23 protein-coding genes are annotated in these 21,580 nt (G+C 65.5%); 9 read left to right on the top strand and 14 right to left on the bottom strand.

What is annotated here, in order from left to right; all coding sequences use genetic code 11:
* Positions 1 to 104 precede the first annotated feature (104 nt).
* Positions 105 to 557 (bottom strand): methylated-DNA--[protein]-cysteine S-methyltransferase, encoded by a 453-nt coding sequence (locus tag AC5STI_RS09555; RefSeq protein WP_495446498.1) that lies wholly within the window; start codon positions 555 to 557, stop codon positions 105 to 107.
* Positions 558 to 738: 181 nt separating this feature from the next.
* Here AC5STI_RS09555 and AC5STI_RS09560 point away from each other — a divergent pair, with 181 nt between their 5' ends.
* Both AC5STI_RS09560 and AC5STI_RS09565 read left to right on the top strand, forming a co-directional pair.
* Positions 739 to 1,125, top strand: coding sequence for a hypothetical protein (locus tag AC5STI_RS09560; protein WP_495446499.1), 387 nt, complete (start codon positions 739 to 741; stop codon positions 1,123 to 1,125).
* A 148-nt stretch (positions 1,126 to 1,273) separates the two neighbouring features.
* Positions 1,274 to 1,630 (top strand): hypothetical protein, encoded by a 357-nt coding sequence (locus tag AC5STI_RS09565; protein ID WP_495446500.1) that lies wholly within the window; start codon positions 1,274 to 1,276, stop codon positions 1,628 to 1,630.
* 12 nt (positions 1,631 to 1,642) lie between these two features.
* On the opposite strand, the gene AC5STI_RS09570 is transcribed toward AC5STI_RS09565, so the two are convergent.
* From AC5STI_RS09570 to AC5STI_RS09590, 5 genes are all read right to left on the bottom strand, one after another.
* Positions 1,643 to 2,665: an ABC transporter substrate-binding protein gene (locus AC5STI_RS09570; RefSeq protein WP_495446501.1), complete on the bottom strand. Its 1,023-nt coding sequence runs from the start codon at positions 2,663 to 2,665 to the stop codon at positions 1,643 to 1,645.
* Positions 2,666 to 2,676: 11 nt separating this feature from the next.
* Positions 2,677 to 3,756 carry a LysM peptidoglycan-binding domain-containing protein gene (locus AC5STI_RS09575; protein WP_495446502.1) on the bottom strand — a complete coding sequence of 360 codons (1,080 nt, stop codon included), beginning with the start codon at positions 3,754 to 3,756 and terminating at the stop codon, positions 2,677 to 2,679.
* Between the two features lie 148 nt (positions 3,757 to 3,904).
* Positions 3,905 to 4,684: a hypothetical protein gene (locus AC5STI_RS09580; protein ID WP_495446503.1), complete on the bottom strand. Its 780-nt coding sequence runs from the start codon at positions 4,682 to 4,684 to the stop codon at positions 3,905 to 3,907.
* A gap of 207 nt (positions 4,685 to 4,891) precedes the next feature.
* Complete coding sequence (gene ileS, locus AC5STI_RS09585; protein ID WP_495446504.1) at positions 4,892 to 7,894, bottom strand: isoleucine--tRNA ligase; 3,003 nt, start codon at positions 7,892 to 7,894, stop codon at positions 4,892 to 4,894.
* Positions 7,895 to 8,175: 281 nt separating this feature from the next.
* Positions 8,176 to 8,682, bottom strand: a complete 507-nt coding sequence (locus AC5STI_RS09590) for a calcium-binding protein (protein WP_495446505.1) — start codon at positions 8,680 to 8,682, stop codon at positions 8,176 to 8,178.
* Between the two features lie 136 nt (positions 8,683 to 8,818).
* Between AC5STI_RS09590 and AC5STI_RS09595 the strand changes: the two genes are divergently transcribed.
* Entirely contained in the window at positions 8,819 to 9,244 is a 426-nt protein-coding gene (locus AC5STI_RS09595; protein ID WP_495446506.1) for a group III truncated hemoglobin, read from the top strand.
* 106 nt (positions 9,245 to 9,350) lie between these two features.
* On the opposite strand, the gene AC5STI_RS09600 is transcribed toward AC5STI_RS09595, so the two are convergent.
* The 3 genes from AC5STI_RS09600 to AC5STI_RS09610 are packed head-to-tail and all read right to left on the bottom strand — an operon-like array spanning position 9,351 to position 12,207.
* Complete coding sequence (locus tag AC5STI_RS09600) at positions 9,351 to 10,343, bottom strand: YcjF family protein (RefSeq protein WP_495446507.1); 993 nt, start codon at positions 10,341 to 10,343, stop codon at positions 9,351 to 9,353.
* The gene (locus tag AC5STI_RS09605; protein WP_495446508.1) at positions 10,340 to 10,795 is read right to left on the bottom strand and encodes a GNAT family N-acetyltransferase; all 456 of its coding nucleotides are present in this window, start codon (positions 10,793 to 10,795) and stop codon (positions 10,340 to 10,342) included. The genes AC5STI_RS09600 and AC5STI_RS09605 overlap by 4 nt, the downstream gene beginning before the upstream one ends.
* Positions 10,792 to 12,207: a YcjX family GTP-binding protein gene (locus AC5STI_RS09610; RefSeq protein WP_495446509.1), complete on the bottom strand. Its 1,416-nt coding sequence runs from the start codon at positions 12,205 to 12,207 to the stop codon at positions 10,792 to 10,794. The genes AC5STI_RS09605 and AC5STI_RS09610 overlap by 4 nt, the downstream gene beginning before the upstream one ends.
* A gap of 112 nt (positions 12,208 to 12,319) precedes the next feature.
* Between AC5STI_RS09610 and truA the strand changes: the two genes are divergently transcribed.
* The 3 genes from truA (at position 12,320) to AC5STI_RS09625 (ending at position 15,080) form a co-directional block, all read left to right on the top strand.
* Positions 12,320 to 13,087, top strand: coding sequence for a tRNA pseudouridine(38-40) synthase TruA (gene truA, locus AC5STI_RS09615; protein ID WP_495446510.1), 768 nt, complete (start codon positions 12,320 to 12,322; stop codon positions 13,085 to 13,087).
* Positions 13,088 to 13,301: 214 nt separating this feature from the next.
* A complete protein-coding gene (locus AC5STI_RS09620; protein ID WP_490399327.1) occupies positions 13,302 to 14,039 on the top strand; it encodes an NYN domain-containing protein in 738 nt (245 codons plus the stop codon).
* 105 nt (positions 14,040 to 14,144) lie between these two features.
* Positions 14,145 to 15,080, top strand: coding sequence for a 2-hydroxyacid dehydrogenase (locus tag AC5STI_RS09625; RefSeq protein WP_495446511.1), 936 nt, complete (start codon positions 14,145 to 14,147; stop codon positions 15,078 to 15,080).
* Positions 15,081 to 15,202: 122 nt separating this feature from the next.
* On the opposite strand, the gene AC5STI_RS09630 is transcribed toward AC5STI_RS09625, so the two are convergent.
* The 3 genes from AC5STI_RS09630 to AC5STI_RS09640 form a co-directional block, all read right to left on the bottom strand.
* Positions 15,203 to 15,919 carry a flavodoxin family protein gene (locus AC5STI_RS09630; RefSeq protein WP_495446512.1) on the bottom strand — a complete coding sequence of 239 codons (717 nt, stop codon included), beginning with the start codon at positions 15,917 to 15,919 and terminating at the stop codon, positions 15,203 to 15,205.
* Positions 15,920 to 16,057: 138 nt separating this feature from the next.
* Positions 16,058 to 16,417, bottom strand: coding sequence for a glycine cleavage system protein GcvH (gene gcvH, locus AC5STI_RS09635; protein WP_027236694.1), 360 nt, complete (start codon positions 16,415 to 16,417; stop codon positions 16,058 to 16,060).
* Positions 16,418 to 16,593: 176 nt separating this feature from the next.
* Positions 16,594 to 18,042, bottom strand: coding sequence for a glutamine synthetase family protein (locus AC5STI_RS09640; RefSeq protein WP_495446513.1), 1,449 nt, complete (start codon positions 18,040 to 18,042; stop codon positions 16,594 to 16,596).
* A 215-nt stretch (positions 18,043 to 18,257) separates the two neighbouring features.
* Here AC5STI_RS09640 and AC5STI_RS09645 point away from each other — a divergent pair, with 215 nt between their 5' ends.
* The 3 genes from AC5STI_RS09645 to AC5STI_RS09655 all read left to right on the top strand — a co-directional run bounded on the left by AC5STI_RS09645 (position 18,258) and on the right by AC5STI_RS09655 (position 20,521).
* Positions 18,258 to 19,034: an IclR family transcriptional regulator domain-containing protein gene (locus AC5STI_RS09645; RefSeq protein WP_495446514.1), complete on the top strand. Its 777-nt coding sequence runs from the start codon at positions 18,258 to 18,260 to the stop codon at positions 19,032 to 19,034.
* Between the two features lie 67 nt (positions 19,035 to 19,101).
* Complete coding sequence (locus AC5STI_RS09650) at positions 19,102 to 19,416, top strand: hypothetical protein (RefSeq protein ID WP_490399333.1); 315 nt, start codon at positions 19,102 to 19,104, stop codon at positions 19,414 to 19,416.
* A 121-nt stretch (positions 19,417 to 19,537) separates the two neighbouring features.
* Complete coding sequence (locus tag AC5STI_RS09655) at positions 19,538 to 20,521, top strand: type I glyceraldehyde-3-phosphate dehydrogenase (protein ID WP_495446515.1); 984 nt, start codon at positions 19,538 to 19,540, stop codon at positions 20,519 to 20,521.
* A gap of 61 nt (positions 20,522 to 20,582) precedes the next feature.
* On the opposite strand, the gene AC5STI_RS09660 is transcribed toward AC5STI_RS09655, so the two are convergent.
* The gene (locus AC5STI_RS09660) at positions 20,583 to 21,188 is read right to left on the bottom strand and encodes a hypothetical protein (protein WP_495446516.1); all 606 of its coding nucleotides are present in this window, start codon (positions 21,186 to 21,188) and stop codon (positions 20,583 to 20,585) included.
* Between the two features lie 64 nt (positions 21,189 to 21,252).
* Positions 21,253 to 21,519 (bottom strand): hypothetical protein, encoded by a 267-nt coding sequence (locus AC5STI_RS09665; protein ID WP_490399336.1) that lies wholly within the window; start codon positions 21,517 to 21,519, stop codon positions 21,253 to 21,255.
* Positions 21,520 to 21,580: the final 61 nt, after the last annotated feature.

The raw sequence follows: 21,580 nt of genomic DNA on the forward strand, positions 1-21,580 counted from the left end.
GTTACCCGAGGGACGGCGCACCCGCCCCCCCCCCGGGGCGCACTCACCCTGTGCGCCTTCCGCCAGAAAGAAGCAAATGCGGAAGCTGGCGCCTGCCGCCACGTTTAGATCAGAAGGCTGGCGGCGCCCTCGTGTTTCAGCAGCGCGACCTTTGTCTCTACCCCGCCCTGGCCGGAAAAGCCCCCCAGTCCCGAGGCGCTCAGCACCCGGTGGCAGGGGATGATCACAGGGATCGGGTTGCCGCCGCACGCATTGCCCACCGGCTGGGGCGGGGCGCCAAGGTCCCTGGCAATATCGCCATAGGTGCGCGTCTCGCCAAAAGGGATCGCCAGCATCGCTGCGCAAACCGCTTTCTGAAACTCCGATCCCTCCACCTGCAACGGCAGATCGAATTCCGTCAGCTCACCGGCGAAATACGCACGCAATTGGTCCAGAGCCCGGTCCAGCAAGGCTGATTGTCCTGTAGCCTCTGCAGACCAGGCCAGCCGCACGACAGCACCGTCCCGTTCTGACACGCTGAGCACGCCGACAGGCGTATCAAGGCTGGCTGCAATCATCACGTTTCCCCGGCTGTGCCATTGGCCGCATCATCCTCAGGAAAGGCATGGCTGGCAAGGCGGCCCGCGCCCGGCACCGGCCGTACACTTAACACGCCGTTAACCAGTCCTAAGGATTCCTCACCGGTTTACTTCAAATTATCATAAAGTAAGTTTCAAGAGCGTAGTGAAAGGTATTCAAATGCTGTCTGCAGTTTCCAGCCCCACCAGCCTGTACAACGGTATGAAGCAGATGCAGGCCGCGTACCGCAAGCAGCCCGCAATCGGAGAAGCAGGCGGCCAGCCGGTGGATGCTCCGCTTATCAACGGCACCAGCCAGGGCATGGCCCGCAGCCTGCAGCGTGAACAGGCGCTGAGCGGCGAACGCCCCGACGCCCTGACCCCTCAGTATGTCGGCCCGGCCCGGGCCGCAGCCCGCGCCGAAGCGCTGAACCTGAAGCAGGTGAACGGCGTGGACATGGCCGCATATTATCAGGACCTGATGAACGGCTGCCAGGCAGGCCCCAAACCGGTCAGCGCCCTCCAGGCGGAAGCCAACTATGCCAAGGCCCGGCTCATCACCGGCTGATCGGGCTGGTTTTCAGCCCGGTTTTCGCGCGGGCAATCCGCGGCGGCGGCCCGCCAACGGCCAGGGAACATGCATTAACCTGCTGTTAAGCGTCTTATGTTAACCTTCGCTTAAGACCGGTTCAAAGCCACCGCGAAGGACCCGCTCTATGTTTTTGCCAGTTTCAGGAAGTGTCGATCCAGCCAAACCGAACCGCGGCCATCTGACCGCCCGTCCGGTTGTCCGCTCTGATGATCCGGACCGCAGCGAGTCCGCAAACACCAGCCCGCGCGAGCAGGAGCCGGACGGTCATCCGCAAAACCCGTCCGATCCGGATGACAGCCACGGGCAGCCGGCCCGTACAGGCCAGAACGCTGCCGAGGCCGCAAGCGGCCTGCTTCCTGAAAACCCAGTGCTGGCAGAGCACCTGCTGCTGCAGCGCGCAGAACATCAGGATCCGGACAGCGAGACGGAATGCGAAGCTGCCTGCCACGGCTATGAAGCGGCTAAAACCCTGTCGGCCTGACCCGGTTCCGGCTTACTGCAGCTGCGCCCAGAACAGCTCCAGGTGGCGCGACATGATCTCCTCGAACCGTCCGCTGCCGCGCAGTTTCTGCAGGCCCGCATTGATCCGGTAAAGGTGGGTGGTGCCGCGCCAGTGGCGCTTGGAAATCACCACATGCAGGCCTTCTTCCGACAGCGGCTTCTCCAGCGGCACAACAGTGTCGCGCAGGCCTTCCTTGACGATTGTGCTGGCGCCCAGGAACAGGTTGACCGCCGCCGCATCCACCTTGCCCTCTGCCACCATGCGGAAACAATCGGCGGGCGTCTGCGGCTGCACCAGCGTGATCTTGTCTTCGTCCAGCCAGCGGCGTCCAGCGCGGTTCAGGTCATGGGTGAAATAACCGGCCGGACGGCACAGGGTCTTGCCCTCGGCGTCCGCGTCCTCCCGGTACTCAAAGCCGCTGTCCGCGCGCGCAAACAGCATGATCGGCATGGTCATCACCGGTTCGGAGAAGTGGAAATTGGCGCAGCGCTCGTTGTCCGGCTCAGCCGCGCAGTCGGGCTTGAGCCAGGGAAAGCCCATGTCGAATTCCTTCTTGTCCAGCATCGGGAACAGGTGCTTGGACCAGTCGTCCTCCCAGCTGACCGAATAGCTGACCGGCGCGGGCGCCAGCTCCAGCGCCGCATTGACCAGCTCGGTCACCATCCCCTGCCCCGGCAGGCTGCGGTCGGTGAAGGGCGCATAGCCGCCACCGGTGAGCAGCGTCAGGTCCGCCTCCTGCTGGCGCAACGGCGTGGCATCCGGGGCGGTGGCCTCCTTGATGCAGGGGATGTGCAGCTTGCGCCCCGGAACCACCGAGGAGCCGACCAGCACCTCCTGGTTGCGGTAATAGATCATGGTCCAGCGCTCGCGGTCGCCGTAATGCGTCTCCGCGATCGAAAACAGGTTGTCGCCCGGCTGCGCAACGTAGTCCACATTGCAAATTGCGTGGGCGGCCTGGGGCAGCCCAAGCAGCAAACCCAGGCCCAGCAGATGGCGGCAGAAGCGGTTCAGCATGCCTTTCCCCCTCAATATCCGGCCCAGACCCTGGCCATGTGGTCTTCGATGATCGTCTGATAGGTTCCGTTTTCACGGATGCCGCGCAGCGCAGAATTGACCATTTCCATCAGCTGGTCCGCCTCCGGGTGGGTCTTGTGCACAATCACGTGCAGCGCCTGGATCGAGATCGGCTCCGGCACCACGTCGAAACGGTTGGACAGGCCCAGCTCCTTGATCTGAGCGCGGCCGGTGAATTCGTTCATCACCACGGCGTCGGCCTTGCCTGCCAGAACCATCTCATAGCATTCGGCGGTGGTCAGCGGCTGCACCACCTTGACCTTGCCATCACGCAGCCAGTGGCGCCCCTGCTGCTCAAAGAGATAGGTCTCATAGCCCTGCGGGCGGCAGAAGGTCTTGCCAAACAGGTCCTCGTCCTTGGTGAACGTCAGCGGCCGCGCCTTATCGGTGAACATCAGAACCAGCACCTCGAACATCGGCTCGGAAAACAGGAAGTTCGCGCAGCGCGGTTCGGCCGGGTTGTTCTCGCAGTCGGGCTTGTACCAAGGGAAGCCCGCATCCAGCAGCGCGTTCGACAGCAGCGGTTCCTCATGCGAGGTCCACAGGTCGACCCAGTGAACGGCATAGCCCTGCGCGGGGCTGGCATGACGCATCGCAGCGTTCAGCACGTCGGTCATCATGCCGCCGTTGTGCAGCTCCTTGCCCGTGAAGGGCGCAAAGTCGTCGGCGGTCAGCAGGTTGATCTTCTTGCGCACAGCGGCATTGCCGGGCGCAACCTTGACCGGCACGGCGGCGGCGGGAACGGCGGCAGCGATTTCCTTGCCGCCCGGCAGCCCCAGCGGCAGCCCTTCCAGGCAGGCCAGCGACAGTTTCATGCCGACCCGGATCGCATTCGGCTTGGGGCCGATCTTGTCGATGTTGCGGTTGTGGATGGCGCTCCACTTGCCGGCGTCTTTGTACATCTTGTCGGCGATCACAGACAGGCTGTCGCCGGACTGTACCGTATACACCCCGCCGCAAGTCTCGGCAGCTGCGGAATTGGCAGCAAGGGCAAACAGCCCCATGGCTGCGGCAGCAAAAAACGTCTTCATGGTCCCCCCGGAAGGATAATGCACCGCGGCCCGTTGCAGCCTGCGGCGCGTCTTGATTTTGTTTTGTTGTGTAATCCCCGGCCCGGCAGCGCAGATAGCTGCGCCTGCTTGCCGAAGGGCAGCTCCGGCGCAGCCGCCGGAGCAAAGATTAATTGCCGACGAACAGCGCCATCAGCGTCGCCGTGTCGACCCGCCCGTCTGCGCCAATCAGACTGGCCGGAACGGTGATCTCCTGGCGCGCATATGCGCCGTTCACCATCTGGTCGATATAGGCCTCTGATTGGCCCTGAGCGGCGGCAGTCATTACCATCTTGAACAAGGCGGTGCCTTCGGCCGGCGCGGCTGCGGCGGCGGCAGGCGCCGTCGTGCCAGACTCAGCCTGCTTGCTGCGCAGCGCCGCCAGCGTGCCTGCGGTGATGCGGGCAACCAGGGCGTCTTCGCCGCTGCCTGCCGCCGCTTCCAGGCCCGCAGCCGAGGCCGCGCCGGCAGGCAGAACGGCCTCCGTCTGCAGGCTGGCCTGCGCTGCGGTTGCAGCCTCAGGCCCGGCGCCGAACTGGAAATAGAGCAGCATGGCGGATGCCACCGCCAGCCCGGCCGCTGCCAAGCCCAGTTTCGGCAAGGTGCTGCCGGTTCCCGCCGCCGCCAAGGGCTGCTGAGCCGCGAGAGTTTTGAGGGCGGTAGGGGCCGTCTTGATTGCCTTTGCCGCCTTTGCCGAGCTCTTTACAGCGGGTTCGGGCGCCTTTGCCGGTTCCGCAGCACTGCTTGCCTTTTGGCCTGTGCCGCCAGCCACCAGCCCGATTTTCATATTTTTCGGCGCAGACACCCCGTCGATCCGGACTGCCATTCTGCGCGGCTTGCCAAGCTCGTCCGCCGGTTGCGCGTCCGCTTTCAGCTTCAGCATCGAAAACTGCCCCCCTGCCCATGCCATGTTTTGAATATACGGCTGAAATTCTTCATGGAATTAACGAATTCTTAACCAGTTGTGGAAAACCGGTCAACATCTAGCGGAATTCAATTTCCAGGGACACAAGGCAGCACACGTAAAAAGTGCAGGAAAAACCGTGACTGTATCGTAAAAAAGACAACGCCCGGCCATAGGCCGGGCGTTGAACACATCTAAAAGGTGAAATTCGGGTTAGCCGAGCGCGCTGTCGCAGCGGCCGCAGACGCCCGCATGGCTGTGGTCGCCCACATCCGGCAGGATCTTCCAGCAGCGCTGGCACTTGCCGCCTTCAGCCTTCTCGAACACCACCGAGACACCATCGACTTCCGGCATCCGGAAGGCTTCGGCCGGGGCCGGATCATTGGTCAGCGCGATGTCCGAGGTGATGCAGATATCGGCGAAGTTGACCGACTTCAGCGCCTCCAGCGCCTCCGTGTCGCGCACATGCACCACCGGGGCGGCCTCCAGCGAGGCCCCGATCACCTTGTCGGTGCGCTGCACCTCCAGCGCCGCGGTCACCACCCGGCGGGCCTGGCGGATCTTGGACCATTTGGCGGCCAGATCGGGGTTCAGCCACTCGGCGGGCGTTTCCGGGATGTCCTGCAGATGCACGGAGCTGCCCTCGCCCGGGTATTTCTCCAGCCAGACCTCTTCCATGGTGAACACCAGGATCGGCGCCAGCCAGGTGGTCAGGCGATGGAACAGGATATCCAGCACGGTGCGCGCGGCGCGGGCGTTCAGGGTGTCGCCATCGCAATAGAGCGCATCCTTGCGGATGTCGAAGTAGAAGGCCGACAGGTCCACGGTGGCAAAGTTGAACACCGCCGAGAACACGCCCTGGAAGTCGAACTCGCGGTAGCCTTTGCGCACTTTCTGATCGAGGTCCGCCAGACGGTGCAGCACCCAGCGCTCCAGCTCCGGCATGTCTTCCGGCGCCACCCGCTGCTCTTCTTGGAAGTCGCCCAGCGACCCCAGCAGGAAGCGCATGGTGTTGCGCAGACGGCGGTAGCTGTCGGCGGTGCCCTTCAGGATTTCCGGCCCGATCCGCTGGTCGGCGGTGTAATCGGTCTGAGCCACCCACAGGCGCAGGATGTCGGCGCCGTATTGCTTGACGACCTCTTCGGGCACGATGGTGTTGCCGAGCGATTTGGACATCTTCATGCCCTTCTCGTCCAGCGTGAAGCCGTGGGTCACCACGTTGCGGTAAGGCGCGCGGCCCTTGGTGCCGCAGGCCTGCAGCAGCGAGGAATGGAACCAGCCGCGGTGCTGGTCGGTGCCTTCCATGTAGACGTCGGCGATGCCGTCCTCGGTGCCGTCCTCGCGGTCGCGCAGCACAAAGGCATGGGTCGAGCCGGAGTCGAACCACACGTCCAGCACGTCGAACACCTGGTCGTAGTCGTCCGGGTCCACGCTGTTACCCAAAACCCGCGCCTTGAATCCGTCCTCGTACCAGACATCGGCGCCGTGTTCCTCAAACTCGGCCACGATGCGCTTGTTCACGTCTTCATTGCGCAGCAGGAAATCCGCGTCGGTCGGCAGCGCGCCCTTCTTGGTGAAGCAGGTGAGCGGAACGCCCCAGGCGCGCTGGCGGCTCAGCACCCAGTCGGGGCGGCTCTCGATCATCGAATGCAGGCGGTTGCGCCCGGTCTGCGGCCACCATTTCACCAGCTCGTCGATCGAGCGCAGCGCGCGTTCGCGGATGCTGTCACCCATCTCATCCATGCCGTCGTCCAGCTTGCGGTCGACGGAGGCGAACCATTGCGGCGTGTTGCGGTAGATGATCGGCGCCTTGGAGCGCCAGGAATGCGGGTAGCTGTGCTTGATCTTGCCGCGTGCCAGCAGGCCGCCGACCTCGACCAGCTTGTCGATGATCTTCTTGTTGGCATCGCCCTCGCCGCCCTTGCGGTTGAGGATATAGGTGCCGCCGAAGAAGGGCAGATCGGCGCGGAAGCCGCCGTCGTCCATCACGTTGTAGGTGATCATCTGCTCCAGCATGTTCAGATCGCGGTAGAGCTCGAACTCCTCCATCCCGTGGCTCGGCGCGCAATGGACAAAGCCGGTGCCTTCGGTGTCGGTCACGAAAGGCGCCGCGCGGAAGTCGCGGATACCGTCCCATTCGCCGTTTGCGCCTTCAGCGCCCGCGAGGGGGTGCTTCAGCGACAGGCTGGACAGTTCCTCGGCGGAGACTCCGCGCAAGCGCTTGAACTGATCTTCACCCAGGCGGGCGCGCTTGAACACATCCGCGGCCAGGTTATCGGCCAGCAGGAAACGGTCGCCAACAGCGGCCCAGCATTCCTCGGGCGTGCCGGTCACCTCATAGAGGCCATAGGCAATCTCTGCCCCGTAAACCACTGCCTTGTTCGACGGGATGGTCCAGGGGGTGGTGGTCCAGATCACCACATGGGCGCCTTCCAGATCCTGCGCCACGATCGCCGAGTCGGCACCGGCGAAATCAGCATCCTCGCCGTCCGCGGCCACAAAACCGCCAGCTTCGGCCACCTTGAACTTCACCCAGATGGTGAAGCTTTCCTTGTCGTGGTACTCGACCTCGGCCTCGGCCAGCGCGGTCTTTTCGACCGGCGACCACATCACCGGCTTGGAGCCCTGATAGAGGGTGCCGTTCATCAGGAACTTCATGAACTCATCCGCGATCACCGCCTCGGCGTGATAGTTCATGGTCAGATACGGATCATCCCAGTTGCCGGTGATGCCCAGCCGTTTGAACTCCTCGCGCTGGATATCGACCCAGCTGTCGGCAAAGGCGCGGCATTCCTGGCGGAATTCCACGACCGGCACCGCATCCTTGTTCTTGCCCTTCTTGCGGTACTGCTCCTCGATCTTCCATTCGATCGGCAGGCCGTGGCAGTCCCAGCCCGGCACATAACGCGCGTCAAAACCCATCATCTGGTGCGAGCGCACGATCATGTCTTTGATGGTCTTGTTCAGCGCGTGGCCGATGTGCAGGTGGCCGTTGGCATAGGGGGGGCCGTCATGCAGGGTGAACGGCTTGCGTTCCGCGTCGCCGCCCTTGGCCGCGGCGGCCTTCTCGCGAAGTTTGTCATAGACGCCGATCTGCGCCCAGCGTTCCAGCCAGGCAGGCTCGCGCTTGGGCAGGCCCGCGCGCATCGGAAAACCGGTTTTCGGCAGGTTCAGGGTGTCTTTATAGTCAGGCGTCTGGGGCGTGTCGGCGCACATCGGGGGCGTCCTTTGGATGATCAAGGTCGGAATGTGGGATATTCGGTTCGGCGCGATGGCTCAAGCGCCTTTGCCCGGCGGCTCAATGGTTTCAGAGCGCCGGGGATATAATTCGAATAATGATGGCCGCGAATAGGGACATGAACCGCCTTATAGGCCGGTGCGGCAGGAGCGTAAAGCGGCAGAATGCCGGGTATTTCGTCCGGAGCACCGCTCACCCCCAAAGGGCAAGCGGTGCCCGGGCTTTTTTCCGCCAAGCGGCAGGACAGGCCCGTTCCATGCTAGACAAAGATAATGTCGCCAAGGGTCACATCGTCACCGAATACCGTCAGCCTGTCCCCATCGCCAAAGGTAAAGACAGTGCTGCCATCCGCCCGAGGCGATGCCAAGGCGAGTATCATGCTTGCACTCCACCCGCCGAAATCAGCGCTGGAGAAAGCAATTTCGTCAGCGCCATCTCCAAAATCAAGAACGACATCATAACCAGAAGAAAAGACAAAGGTATCACTGTCGCCGCCGCCGAGCAGCGTGTCGTTGCCGCTGCCGCCCAGCAGCGTGTCAAACCCGCTGCCCCCTTCCAGCACATCGGCGTCGCCGCCGCCATCCAGCGAGTCATGACCCACGCCGCCCGTCAGCGTGTCTTGCTGGTTGCCGCCAAATAGGAAGTCGTCACCGTCACCGCCATCCAGCGTATCCGCCCCCGACATCCCGATTAGCGTGTCGGCACCAGTAGTTCCAGTTAATACATCACTGCCGTTGGTGCCTTGCAGAACAATCCCTACAGCCATGCTCAATCTCCTTATAATTGAGAGGAGAGTTCTCCCCTGCAATCGTTAAAACATCATTAACCAAGCGCCAAACACCTGAGAGGTTTGCGAAAGCACGGGCTTTCCTGTAAATCCGCGCCAGCCAGAGGAGCCTTCAATGACGATCAGCATCCCCAAAGACACCCCGCTGGCGCGGTTCGAGATCACCGCAGAGGAGATCTCCCGCGTGGTCGCGGTCTTCTACGCGCGCGTCAGGGCGCATGGCGTCTTGGGGCCGGTCTTTGCCGCCCATGTCACTGACTGGCCCGAGCATGAGGAGAAGATCGCGGGGTTCTGGCGCAATGCGATCCTGCGGGAGCGCAGCTACAGCGGCAATCCGATGCGGGTGCATGTCTCGCGGCCGGACGTGAAGGCAGAGCATTTCCCGCTGTGGCTCGGCCTGTTTCACGAGGTGCTGCGGGCTGAGCTGCCGGAGCGCACCGCGCTGCAATGGGGCGCGCTGGCCGACCGCATCGGCGAAGGCTTCCGCACCGGCATTGTGGCGATGCGCCAGCCCAAGGACCAGCCGCCGAAACTGTTCTGAAACCCGTCCGCCGGGGGCTCCCGCGCCTGCCGGCGGCCTGTCTGCGCCAGTCCGCCTCAGCAGACTTGGGCCCGGCTCATGCTGCGCATGAGCCTGGGCGCGCCCTTTATTTTTCCTTGGAGAACAGGCCCGTCAGCGCCCGCTGCACCACTTTGCGGGTGCTGGGCCGGTGCTGCGGGGAAAACGGCATCGGGCGGCAGACCTCCATGGCGGCGATGCCGACGCGGGCGGACAACGCGCCGTTGACCAGGCCTTCTCCAAACCGTCGGGAGAGTTTGGAGAGGACCGAGCCGCCCAGCACCGGCTCCAGCAGGTCATCGCCTGCGGCCACCGCGCCGGTGGCGGCGAGATGCGCCAGCACCGCGCGGGTCAGCCGCCAGGAGCTGAAGAAGCCGGGCCGCCCGCCATAGATCCCGGCCACCCGGCGGATCATCCGCAAGGACGAGATCAGCGCTGTCAGAATATCCGCCAGCGCCATCGGCACGATCGCCGTCACAGTGGCCACCTGCCGGGCGGCGGCCTCCACCTCCCGCAGCGCCAGCGCATCGAGCGGCACCAGCAGCTCCTCCTCCGCCAGCAGCAAGAGCGCATCGCCGTCCAGGACCTCCGCCTGGCGCTCCGCCAGCCGGGCCTGGTGCCAGGTGAGATCCTCGCGCCCCTTGTAGAAGCCCTCAAGCCGGCTGGTGAAGGCGCGGGCAGCGGCCAAGTCCGCGGCCTCCGCCGCCTGGTGCCGCAGGGTATCGACACGACGCAGCCGCGACAGCGCCGCCAGCTCGCGTAAGCCCATCGCCAGCGCCAGCAGCAGCAGCACCGCCAGCCCGGCGCTGACGGCCCAGCCCAGCACCGGCACCCGGGCGATCAGCCCGGTGGCAAAGTCCCAGGCCGCGACCGAGGCCATGGCCCCAACGACCGCGACCAGCAGCGCCCAGAACCAGCGCGCCAGACGCGACGGCTTGCGGGCCGCAATCCGTGCCGCCTGCTCCATTGCGGAGGGCGGCAGAGGCACCGGCGCCGCAGGCTCGGGCACCGGCGGTGCCTCCGCAACCGGGGGCGCCGCGGCCTCTTCCTCCAAGTCGAACAGGACTGGCTTCTTGCTCATGCCGCAGCCTCCCGCTTGGCCTGCCATTCATAGGCGATGTCCGGCAGGCCTTCCTCGTTGCCCGACCCATCGCCGCGGCCGGTCTCGGCAAAGCCCTCGCGCAGGTAGAACTTCTGCGCCCGGGTGTTGGCGGCAAAGGTGCGCAAGGTGAGACGCGGTGCGGACGATTTGGCAGCGTCCAGCAGCGCCTTGCCCGCCCCCTGCCCGCAGGCTCCGGGTGCGAGGTAGAGCGAACAGACCTCCTGGCCGTCCTGGGCCAGGAACCCCACGACGCAGCCCTCCAGCTCTGCCACGGTGACCCAGCCGCGGTCGATCATCATGCCGCAGAAGGAGATCACCTCCGCCCAAGTGTAGAGCTTGGGCATCCACTCCGTGTCCTGCTGGAAGCGGTAGAGGATATCCCCCACGGCACCGGCATCCAGGGGGGCTGCGGGGCGCAGGGCGGGGGTCACAGGGCATCTCCGATCAGGAATTCGGCGGCGCGGTCGAGGCGGATATGCGGCGGGCCGCTGCCGTGTTTGAGGGTCAGCGGCGCCGGCGCAAAGGCCATCGCCTGATAGTCTCCCTCCAGCCAGCGCTCGGCGCCTTGGCGGGCGGGTGTGAGCAGCTGGGACGGGTCCTCAGGCAGCGCGCCGGGGTAAAAGGCCGCCTGCTTGCCGGTCTCCAGCAGGGTGCCGCGGACGCAGGGCAGTTCGGTGCCGTTGTGCGGGCGCATCTCCTCGGTGGTGGTGCGCAGGGAGGCCATGGCCAGCGCCGAGGTTTCTGCCCCGGCAAAGCGGGCACGGTCCTGCGCCTCGCGGGTCAGCGCCTCGATGATGGCGGTCATCCGGCCGTGCTGGGCGTGGTGCAGATGGTCGGCCTTGGTGGCGGCGAACAGGATCTTCTCCACCCGCTTGCCGCCCAGGAGCCGGGTCAAAAAGCGGTTGCGGCCCGGTTTGAAGGCACCGAGGATATCGGCCATGGCGTGGCGCAGATCCTCCACCGCCTGCGGGCCGGAGTGGATCGCGGACAGCGCATCCACCAGCACCACCTGGCGGTCGATGCGGGCGAAGTGATCGCGGAAGAAGGGTTTGACGACCTTGGATTTATAAGCCTCGTAGCGGCGCTCCATCTCGCGCCACAGGCTGCCGCGGGGCGGGCTGGCCTCCGGCGGCAGCGGTGCAAAGGTCAGCACCGGCGAGCCCTCCAGGTCGCCCGGCAGCAGGAAGCGGCCCGGGGTGCAGTCATAGAAACCCGCGGCGCGGGCGGCCTTGAGGTAGCCTGTGAAGGCGGCGGCGAGCGCCTGCGCCTGCGGCTCGTCATGTGTCCCCGCGGGGACAGCCTTGGATTTCTCTGCCAGGAAGTGTTCCGCCTGCGGGCGTGCGGCGATGCGGGAGAGGACGTCCGAGGACCATTCGGCATAGCTCTTGTCCAGCAGCGCCAGGTCCAGCAGCCACTCGCCCGGGTAGTCGACAATATCCAGATGCAGCGTGCGCAGCCCCTGCAGCCCGGACAGAAGGCCGGCGGGCCGCACCTTCAGGCTGAGTCGCAGCTCTGAGACCGCCCGGGTGCTGTCCGGCCAATGGGGTGACGGCCCGGTCAGCGCCGCGAGGTGGCTCTCATAATCGAACCGCGGCACGGTGTCGTCGGGCTGGGGCTGCAGGAAGGCGGCCTCGATCCGCCCTTCTCGGGCGGCATTCAGCTGAAGCATCCGGCCCCGGTCCATCAGGTTCGCGACCAGCGAGGTGATGAACACCGTCTTGCCGGAGCGCGCAAGCCCGGTGACGCCCAGCCGCAAGGGCCGGTCGAACAGCGCCGAGGAGAGGCCGCTAGTGACGCTCTCCACCCCGCTCATTACCCCGTCTGCAAGGGACGTTATCACCAAGGCCCTGATCCTGCTCTGTTCTTGCCCGCACCAAGATAGGCAGCCGGCCGGCGGCTTACCAGAGTGCAGACGGGACTTGCCCCGGCCCTGTTGCATTGCTACTTGCCCGCCCATGCCGCGTTTTGCTTTGAAAGTCGAATACCACGGGAAGCCTTTTGCCGGCTGGCAAAGGCAGAAGGAATTGCCGTCCGTTCAGGGGGCGATCGAGGCTGCGCTGGCGAAGCTGGAGCCGGGCGAGCACACCATCGCCGCCGCCGGGCGGACCGACACAGGCGTGCATGCGCTGGGACAAGTGGCGCATTGCGATCTGGCCAAAGAGTGGGACCCGTTCCGTCTGTCGGAGGCGCTGAATTACCACCTGAAACCCGATCCGGTAGCGATTGTCGACTGCGCCCGGGTCGAGGGCGACTGGCACGCGCGGTTCTCAGCCGTGGAGCGGCAGTATCTGTTCCGCATCCTGATCCGCCGCGCGCCTGCCACCCACGACGCGGGCCAGGTCTGGCAGCTGAGCCATGATCTGGACGCCGGCGCCATGCAGGAAGGCGCCAACTATCTGATCGGAAACCACGATTTCACCACCTTCCGCTCCTCGATCTGCCAAGCGCAAAGCCCGGTCAAGACGCTGGACGAGCTGACAGTCGAGCGGGTGCAGGGCTTTTCCGGGCCGGAGATCCATTTCCATGTGCGCGCCCGCAGCTTCCTGCACAACCAGGTCCGCAGCTTTGTCGGCACCCTGGAGCGCGTCGGCGCGGGCGCCTGGGATCCGGCGGATGCGAAGGCCGCGCTGGAGGCCCGCGACCGGGCTGCCTGCGGTCCGGTCTGCCCTGGCCATGGGCTTTATCTGGCGCGGGTGGGTTATCCGGAGGACCCCTTCGCCTGAGGCGCTGCCGGGCCGGAAAACCGGCGGCACCCCCTGTGCACCCCCCGTACACCCCCTGTGCACCGCCCGGCGGCCGCTGACGGGGTCCGGCGTCCCGCCCCTTGCATCCTGGCGGGCGCCCCCCATACTCAGCCCGGACAGTCCGGCAGCAGGCAATGGCAGGCAAATACGCCGCCGTCCTGCCCCAACAGATTTGCAAAAGGTACCATCCGCAATGGCCGACACCACCAAACCGCCGCTCCTGGCCGTCCTGATCGACGCCGACAACATCTCCGCCAAATTCGCCGAGGCGATGTTCGAGGAGATCGCCTCCTTCGGGGAGGCCAGCATCCGGCGCATCTATGGCGATTTTGCCGGCGGCGGGCCGCAGGGCTGGAACAAGGACAAGCTGGCCTCGCTTGCCATCGTGCCGCACCAGCAGTTTGCCCATACCACCGGCAAGAATGCCTCTGACATCGCGCTGGTGATTGATGCGATGGACATCCTGCACTCGGGCCGGTTTGACGGCTTCGTGCTGATTTCATCGGACAGCGATTTCACCCGGCTGGCCAGCCGCATCCGCGAACAGGGGCTGGACGTCTATGGCATGGGGATGCGCAAGACCCCTGCCGCCTTTGTCAAAGCCTGCAAGCGGTTCATCTATGTCGAGAACCTGCTGGAGGACACGGGCAAGGCCAAGCCCAAACCCAAAAAACCGGAGGAGGACAACGGCAATGCGCCGGCGGAACTCGCGGACCCGACCAAGCTGGTGATCCGGGCGATGGATGCGATCGACCAGGACGACGAGTGGTTCACGCTGGGCCAGATCGGCCAGTACATCACCGCCGCCTCGCCGGATTTCGACACCCGCAGCTATGGCAAGCGCAAGCTGAGCGATCTGATTGCCTCTCTCAAGCTGTTCGAGACCAAGCGCGGCGAGGGCAACCAGATCCTGGTGCGGCGGCTGGACTGACGCGGCGGCCCGCGCGGGCGCTGCAAAAAAGCGGCTTCCGCTTTGCCCCGGGCCGTGGCTTAGTCCGGCATGAGGACACAGGCAGCGGGGAGGAGGAGGAGACCCATGGCAGTGCTGATCAGCATCGGCCACGACGGCTGGTACACCGAGGAACAGCTGGCACAAGAGCTGCGGGCGGCAGACCCCGGCGCCGATATCCGCCCCATCTCAGCCCCCGGTAATCTGGAGGAAATCACGATGCTGGCGGTTTCGTCGCTGAAGGGCGATCTGCCGGCGCGGCTGCCGAACCTGCAGCTGGTGCAGAAGCTGGGGGCCGGGGTGGATAGCATCGTCGCCCATCCCGGCCTGGCGCCGCATGTGCGGGTCACCCGGCTGAAGCCGCAGGAGCCCGCGCATGAGATTGCCGAATATTGCCTGGCCTATGTTCTGCGCGGCCAGCGCAACATGGCGGCGCATGCGGCCTCGCAATCCCGCAGCGCCTGGGAGCCGCGGGCGCCGGGGCGGCCGCAGGAGACAACCGTGGGGGTGCTGGGCCTGGGCCATATCGGCGGCATGACGGCAAGGCTGATGCGGGACATGCGGTTCCGGGTGCTGGGCTGGAGCCGCTCGCCCAAGGAGATCGAAGGCGTCGGCTGCCGCCACGGCGAGGCCGCGCTGCCGCAGATGCTGGGCGAATGCGATTACGTCTGTTCGATCCTGCCCTCCACCCCCGCCACCCGCGGGCTGATGAACGCAGACACGCTGGCGGCGATGAAGCCGGGTGCGGTGCTGATCAACGCAGGCCGCGGCGATCTGGTGGATGAGCCTGCGCTGCTGGCGGCGCTCGACAAAGGCACGCCCGGCCATGCCGTGCTGGATGTGGTGAGCCGGGAGCCGCTGCCCGCGGACAGCCCGCTGTGGACGCACCCGCAGGTGACCATCACCCCGCATGTGTCGGGCTGGCACCTGGGTGATGCGCTCAAGGACGTGGTGGAGAATTACCGCCGGCTGGAGGCCGGGCGGGACCTGCTGCACGAAGTGGACCGGCAGCGCGGGTACTGAGCGGACGTCCGGAAAATCTCCGTCTGCTTCTTCTGGCTGAAAATATCCCCGCCGGAGGCACCGCCTTGTTTCCCCAGGAAACAAGGCGGTTTCCCGAGCCAGCGCCTGACACACTCCTAGACCTAGGAGCGATAATCCGGGTTTTCGTAATCGAACCGGCAGCCCGCCGACCAGGCGTTGCGGTCGTTGCCTTCGTTCGGGTAGCCGCCCGCATCGCGCAGCATGGCGGCCAGGTGCATCAGGTTCCACGTCATGATGGTGGTGTTGCGCTGGGTGAACTCGTTTTCGAACCCCGCGGGCTTGCCCTCCACCTCATCGCCATAAGACGGCCCCGGCCCGGCCTCGCCGATCCAGCCGCAATCGGCCTGCGGCGGGATGGTAAAGCCCAGGTGGCTGAGCGCGTAGCAGATCGTCATCGCGGTGTGCTTGATACCGTCCTCGTTGCCGGTGATGACGGTGCCGCCGGTCTTGCCGTAATAGATCGACTGGCCCTTGTCGTTCAGTTCGCCGCTCATGCCATAGAGCCGCTCGATCAGGATGCGGCAGACAGAGCTTTCCTCGCCCAGCCAGAGCGGGGTGCCGATCACCAGGATCTGCGCCGCCTTCACCTTCTCCCAGATCCCGGGCCAGTCGTCGCGCTCCCAGCCCTGTTCGGTCATATCCGGGTAGACGCCGGGCGGCACCTGGTGGTCGAGCATGTGCAGATGCTCCACCGCGACGCCATTCTTTTCCATGATGGCAGAAGATGCCTCCATCAGCAGGCGGGTGTGGCTTTTGCTGCCGTCCTTTTTCAGCGATGTGTTGATGAAAAGGGCCTTGAGCCCTGCAAATCCGGTCATGGCGCACCTCCTGCTGATCGCGGGTGTTCTGGCGATGACCGGATAGTAGCCCGCAACCGGCAGGTGCATAGGGCGCTAGCGGGATCGTGATCGCCGCCGCGCGCAGCCTGCCGCGGGGGCCGCAGCAGGCAGGGGTTATCAGGAGATGAAGTCCTTGTAGCCGGCTTCATCCATGTAATCGTCCATCGGCGACAGGTCGGAGGGCTTGATCTTGAAGAACCAGGCGCCGCCTTCCGGGTCCTCGTTCACCTTGCCGGGGTCATCGGCCAGCGCCTCGTTCACCTCGACGATCTCGCCATCGAGCGGGGCGAGAATGTCGGAGGCGGCCTTGACCGATTCAATCACCACGATCTCGTCATCCTTGGAGACCTCGGTGCCCGGCTCCGGCAGTTCGACATAGACCACTTCGCCCAGCTGTTCGGCGGCGTGGGCGGTGATGCCGACGGTGATCAGGTCGTCCTCGGGCAGCAGCCACTCGTGTTCCTCGGTATATTTCATGGGGGTTTTGTCCTTCGAAGAGGCGTGGGTTTTGAATGGGTTGAGGCCGCCGGAAAGGGCGCCGCATATGGCGGGAGGCCGACCCCCGCATACGCGGGTATACGGTATCAACGGGCGGGGCCGGCGATCAAGACGGCAATCCCGGAATGGATAGATTTTTTACGCCCCGCGGGAGCTCAGAACAGGTTGAAATACTCGACCTGCTCCCATTCGCTGACGGTATCCAGATAGCGCTCCCATTCGAATTGCTTGAGCTGCAGGAGGTAATCTGCGGTGTCCGCGCCCAGCGCCTCGCGGCACAGGGTTGAGCCTGCGAACCCCTCCAGCGCCTGCCCCAGCGAGCGAGGCAGGCGCTCGGCGTCTTCGCTGTAGGGGGACAGAGTGGGTTTCGGGGCCTCCAGCCCCTCGGTGATCCCGGCGGCGCCTGCGATGATCTGGGCGGCGAGCGCGTAATAGGGGTTGGCGGAGCTGTCGGGGGCGCGGTTCTCGATCCGGCTGGCGGGGTCATGGGGCTGCATCAGCGCGCGCAGCATGGCGCCGCGGTTGTCCTCGCCCCAGCCGATCCGGTTCGGGGCCAGCTGGAACGGCAGGTAGCGCTTGTAGCTGTTCACCGTGGGCGCGGTCAGCAGCGAGGTCTCAGCGGCGTACTTCAAGAGGCCGGCCATCCAGGCGCTGGCGGGCGGGGTCAGCATCCCGGCGGTTTCCGGCATGAACAGGTTGCGGCCCGTCGCCAGGTCCTGCAGCGACTGGTGCACGTGCCAGCCGTTGGCCATGGCGTTGTCCAGCCGCGGCTTGGCCATGAAGCTGGCGTGCAGACCGTTCCTGGCGCAGACCTCCTTGACCATGGTGCGGAACATCACCATCGCGTCGGCCTGGGCCATGGCGCTGTCGGGGGCAAAGGTGAACTCCACCTGGCTGGGGCCCATTTCGATCTCGACCGAGCGCACCGGCAGGCCCAGTTTCTGGGCATTGCGGCGCAACAGGTCCAGCACGCCCTCCACCTCGCCATAGCGGGTTTCGGTGAGGTACTGATAGCCCTGCGTCAGGTTGCGGGTCTGGACCGGCGCGCCGGGGCGGCCTGCCTGGTCGTGTGCGGCGGATGTGTCCGTCAGCTCGAAGATGTGGAATTCCACCTCCAGCCCGAAGGTGGCGGCCATGCCCTGCCCCGCCAGCTGGTCCACCGCCCGTTGCAGCACGCCACTGGAGGCAAAGGGGATCCGCTGGCCGTCGGGGTAGACGGGCTCGCAGAAGATCCAGGCGGAGTGGCCGGACCAGGGCAGCGCGCGCCAGGTGTCCGGGCGCGGCACCAGCAGCACGTCGCCCGCCCCCTGCATCGGCCCGGCCAGCCCGGTTCCGCCCTCCCACACCGGAAAGGCGTTGCGGTGGGAGGTGTCCTTGAGCAGCAGGGTTGCGGGCACGTTGAGGCCGCGTTCGAAAACGCTGGCAAAGGCTTCTGCCATCACTGTCTTGCCGCGCAACAGCCCGTGCTGGTCCGGGAACAGCACCCGCACCGTCTCGATCCCGTCGAACTGCGCGCGGGAGGTGATCTCTGCCGCCTTGCGGCAGTCCTCTGCGCTGAGCAGCCCCAGGCGGGCCAGTTTTCCGGATGTGAAATCTTGTGCCATGGGCGGCCTCTTGGCGAGTGAGCTGATTGAAATTGCACCGGATTTGCCCCCAGCGTCCAGTCTGCCGCCGGGTTTCCCGGTAACCCGTTGCGTAATCCGGATATTACGGAGGTTTTACGGCTTGACAGAGTTCATCAGGCGAACATTGTGTGCAGCATTCGCACAGACCCGCCGGAACCGGCGGCAGCATTTCAAGAACAGGTTAGGCGGCGCAGATGACAGCGGTGGAACAGGACAGGAATATTTCGTCGAGCTTTGCCAAGGGGCTGGCGGTTCTGGCGGTGTTTGATGCGGCCTCCCCCAGCATGACCCTGGCCGAGATCGCCCGGCGCACCGGCCAGGACCGCGCCACCGCACGGCGCGGGGCGCTGACGCTGGTGCAGGCGGGCTACCTGCGCCAGGACGGGCGGATGCTGTCGCTGACCCCGCGGGTGCTGGCGCTGGCGGGCGGGTTCCTGCAGGCCAACCAGTTCGGCCGCCGGGTGCAGCCGGTGCTGAACCGGCACGCGCGCCAGATGGAGATCGAGGTGACGCTGGCGATGCTCGATCAGGGCCGGGTGCTGCTGCTGGCGCAATCGACGGTGGATCATGGCCATATCACCTATGGCTTCACTGCCGGCTCGCACATTCCGCTGGCCCACACCAGCCTGGGGCGGATGCTGCTGGCCGGGCTGCCGGATGACGAGGCCGCGGCGGTGCTGGCAGAAACAGAGATCCCGCACCACACCGGCCAGTCGCTGACCGATCCCGCCGCCATTCTGGAGCGTATCGTCCAGGCGCGCGAGCAGGGCTATTGCCTGACCGACAGCGAGTTCGAGGCCGGGATCACCGGCTATGCGGTGCCGGTGTCGCGGCCCGGCCAGACGCCGATCGTGGCAGGCTGCTCCGCCCCGCGCGGGCGGCAGCCGCAGGCCGATGCCGAGCGGCTCTTGCGCGGGCTGCAACTGTGCGCGGCGGAATTGCGCCAGGCTGAGGCGGTGGACCACCTGTAAGGCGTGTCTTGCTTTGTGCCGGGGCTGCGCTAGGCTGAGCGCAGGCATTTTCCGCAGGAGCATTTCGATGATGAAACAGACTGCATTGGCCGCGGCCCTGTGCGCGGCACTTGCGCCCGCCGCATCCGCAAAAGGCGTGGAAGGCACCAAGGTTTCCGTTCTGGGCCGCGACTGGCTGGTAGTGCCGGTCGAGGGCACCGCGGGCCGCTACAGCGCCACGCGGATGAACCTGGAGCACCTGGCCTTCCGCCCGCCCGCGGTGCTGACCGCCCGCCAGGCGGTGCGGGCCATGCGGGCGGCCACCGGCTGCAGCGTCAACCTCGACACGATGGTGCGCAGCATCACCGGAACCTACTATGCCCAGGTGATCTGCCGCAAATAAGGACGCCGCTGACGGTTGCGGGGTTTTGCCGTCTTTTTCTGAAACATCCTCTTGGGAAATGTGATCATTTTCCCGGGGCATACGGATTGAGCGGTCCCAGCGCGCCTGCCATAGATTGCGCATGAAACTTGCTATCAACGGATTCGGCCGCATCGGCCGCGCCATCCTGCGCCAGATTCTGACCACGCCGCGCGGCGACGGCATCGAGGTGGTGCGGATCAACGATATCGCGCCCTTGGATATGTGCGCCTATCTGTTCCAGTACGACAGCACCTTCGGCCCCTTTGCCCATCCGGTGGAGCACGGCGGCGGCGCGCTGCAGGTGATGGGCCGGAGCATTCCGGTCAGCCACGAACCCGATCTGACATCGGTCGACCTGAGCGGCGTCGATCTGGTGCTGGAGTGCACCGGCATCGCCCGGACATCCGACGTGGCAGAGCGCGGGCTGAAGGCGGGGGCTGGCAAGGTGCTGATCTCCGGCCCCTCCCCGGCGGCTGAACTGACCATGGTGCTGGGCGCCAACGAGGAGGCATTGGGGGATACCCGCATCGTCTCCAACGCCTCCTGCACCACCAATGCGCTGACGCCGCTGGTCAAGCTGCTGGACCAGATCGCAGGCATCGACACCGCGCATATGACGACGATCCATTGCTACACCAACTCGCAGCCGATGGTGGACGCGCCCCGCGGCGATTTTGCCCGCTCGCGCGGCGGGGCGCAGTCGATGGTGCCGACGACGACCTCAGCCATGCATCTGATCGACGAGGTGCTGCCGCACCTGAAGGGCCGGGTCAGCGGCGCCGCGGTGCGGGTGCCGACCGCCAGCGTGTCGGCGGTGGATCTGGTGGCGCAGCTCAAAACCCCGATGAGCGAGGCGGATTTCACCGCCGCCCTGCGTGAAGGGATCGCCGCCTCCAAGGTGATGGGCTGGACGGATATGCCGCTGGTCTCCTCTGACCTGCGGGCGCGGACGGAATCGCTGGTGATTGCCGGGCCCGAAACCCGCATGGCGGGGCATTCCCAGGTGCGGGTGTTTGGCTGGTATGACAACGAATGGGGATTTTCCGCCCGGATGCTGGATGTGGCCCGGCTGATGGCGGGCTGAGAACCGCCCGGGCCTCAGCCGCAAGTGTCCGCCGCAGGCCCGCCCGTGGCGGGCCCGGCTGTTACTGCGGGCTGTGCCGCTGCCCCGCCAGCCGGAACCAGCGGAAGATCAGCATCAGTACAAACATGCAGGCCGCGAGCCCGATCAGGTCGCCGGCGGCATAAACCGCCATCACCGGAAGCTGGTCGTCTGCGAATATCAGGCCTGAGAACACCACCGTCTGCCCCAGCGAGTTGATGACCGACGCCAGTGCGCCGATGGCCAGCAGACCGGTCCAGGCGATCCGGCGCGACTCCCCGGCATAAAGGCTCCAGCCGAACAGCCAGGCGATTTCAAAGGCCGCAAAGGCGGAGAAGGCTCCGACGCCGATGGATTGCAGCAGCACCGGCTCCATCAGCGTCCGCACGCTGGCCTCGGTGAACAGCACTTCCGACAAAAGCGCGCCTGCTGCGAGGGGCGGGATGGCTTTCCAGCCGAACAGCCAGACGCACAGCACGCGCACACCGTGCGGCAGGTAGGCCAGGCTGGCAAAGACAGTGATGTCCGGCAGGAACAGATTCTGCACCGGAGTGACCACCCATGCGGTCAATCCGTGGCAAACGACGTAGACGGCGGCGATCACCGCAAAACCCTGAAACCGGGATAGCAACTTGTAATATCGACTCATGCCGCCCGTTTAGACACAGGCCGCGGAAGCTGCAATCCGATGTTTTACCGCAAGCGGCCTGCCTTCATTGGAGAGCAGGATCGAAGCGGACCACGTAATGTTTGGCCCGGCTGCCGCCTGCCCGCTCCAGCAGCCCCATGCCCAGCAGCGATTTCAATGTGCGGTGGTAGGTGGCCTGGGCAATTCCCTGCACCAGCCGGTGGCTGCGGATCTGGTCCGACTGCACCGGCGCCCCCGGCGCGCTGGTCAAAGCGTGGGCCGCCAGCAGCACATCCCGCTCCGCCGGGCTAAGCCGGTCGAGCCCCATATCGCGTTCCATCTGGTACAGCATGTCCCGCAGCTCGAAAATTGATCTTAGACTATTCAAAACTCTTACCCCTTGAAATCTCTAC

It is taken from the genome of Leisingera sp. CC-HEC096, assembly GCF_059429235.1.

What these genes read in the sequence shown, in the direction of transcription:
- AC5STI_RS09665 (WP_490399336.1), bottom strand. Translation starts at nt 21,519, where the DNA reads ATGCTGTACCAGATGGAACGCGATATGGGGCTCGACCGGCTTAGCCCG.
- AC5STI_RS09650 (WP_490399333.1), top strand. Translation starts at nt 19,102, where the DNA reads ATGATGAAACAGACTGCATTGGCCGCGGCCCTGTGCGCGGCACTTGCG.
- AC5STI_RS09595 (WP_495446506.1), top strand. Translation starts at nt 8,819, where the DNA reads ATGACGATCAGCATCCCCAAAGACACCCCGCTGGCGCGGTTCGAGATC.
- AC5STI_RS09590 (WP_495446505.1), bottom strand. Translation starts at nt 8,682, where the DNA reads ATGGCTGTAGGGATTGTTCTGCAAGGCACCAACGGCAGTGATGTATTA.
- AC5STI_RS09620 (WP_490399327.1), top strand. Translation starts at nt 13,302, where the DNA reads ATGGCCGACACCACCAAACCGCCGCTCCTGGCCGTCCTGATCGACGCC.
- AC5STI_RS09625 (WP_495446511.1), top strand. Translation starts at nt 14,145, where the DNA reads ATGGCAGTGCTGATCAGCATCGGCCACGACGGCTGGTACACCGAGGAA.
- truA (WP_495446510.1), top strand. Translation starts at nt 12,320, where the DNA reads ATGCCGCGTTTTGCTTTGAAAGTCGAATACCACGGGAAGCCTTTTGCC.
- AC5STI_RS09660 (WP_495446516.1), bottom strand. Translation starts at nt 21,188, where the DNA reads ATGAGTCGATATTACAAGTTGCTATCCCGGTTTCAGGGTTTTGCGGTG.
- AC5STI_RS09555 (WP_495446498.1), bottom strand. Translation starts at nt 557, where the DNA reads ATGATTGCAGCCAGCCTTGATACGCCTGTCGGCGTGCTCAGCGTGTCA.
- AC5STI_RS09645 (WP_495446514.1), top strand. Translation starts at nt 18,258, where the DNA reads ATGACAGCGGTGGAACAGGACAGGAATATTTCGTCGAGCTTTGCCAAG.
- gcvH (WP_027236694.1), bottom strand. Translation starts at nt 16,417, where the DNA reads ATGAAATATACCGAGGAACACGAGTGGCTGCTGCCCGAGGACGACCTG.
- AC5STI_RS09575 (WP_495446502.1), bottom strand. Translation starts at nt 3,756, where the DNA reads ATGAAGACGTTTTTTGCTGCCGCAGCCATGGGGCTGTTTGCCCTTGCT.
- AC5STI_RS09570 (WP_495446501.1), bottom strand. Translation starts at nt 2,665, where the DNA reads ATGCTGAACCGCTTCTGCCGCCATCTGCTGGGCCTGGGTTTGCTGCTT.
- AC5STI_RS09580 (WP_495446503.1), bottom strand. Translation starts at nt 4,684, where the DNA reads ATGGCATGGGCAGGGGGGCAGTTTTCGATGCTGAAGCTGAAAGCGGAC.
- AC5STI_RS09655 (WP_495446515.1), top strand. Translation starts at nt 19,538, where the DNA reads ATGAAACTTGCTATCAACGGATTCGGCCGCATCGGCCGCGCCATCCTG.
- ileS (WP_495446504.1), bottom strand. Translation starts at nt 7,894, where the DNA reads ATGTGCGCCGACACGCCCCAGACGCCTGACTATAAAGACACCCTGAAC.
- AC5STI_RS09640 (WP_495446513.1), bottom strand. Translation starts at nt 18,042, where the DNA reads ATGGCACAAGATTTCACATCCGGAAAACTGGCCCGCCTGGGGCTGCTC.
- AC5STI_RS09630 (WP_495446512.1), bottom strand. Translation starts at nt 15,919, where the DNA reads ATGACCGGATTTGCAGGGCTCAAGGCCCTTTTCATCAACACATCGCTG.
- AC5STI_RS09560 (WP_495446499.1), top strand. Translation starts at nt 739, where the DNA reads ATGCTGTCTGCAGTTTCCAGCCCCACCAGCCTGTACAACGGTATGAAG.
- AC5STI_RS09600 (WP_495446507.1), bottom strand. Translation starts at nt 10,343, where the DNA reads ATGAGCAAGAAGCCAGTCCTGTTCGACTTGGAGGAAGAGGCCGCGGCG.
- AC5STI_RS09565 (WP_495446500.1), top strand. Translation starts at nt 1,274, where the DNA reads ATGTTTTTGCCAGTTTCAGGAAGTGTCGATCCAGCCAAACCGAACCGC.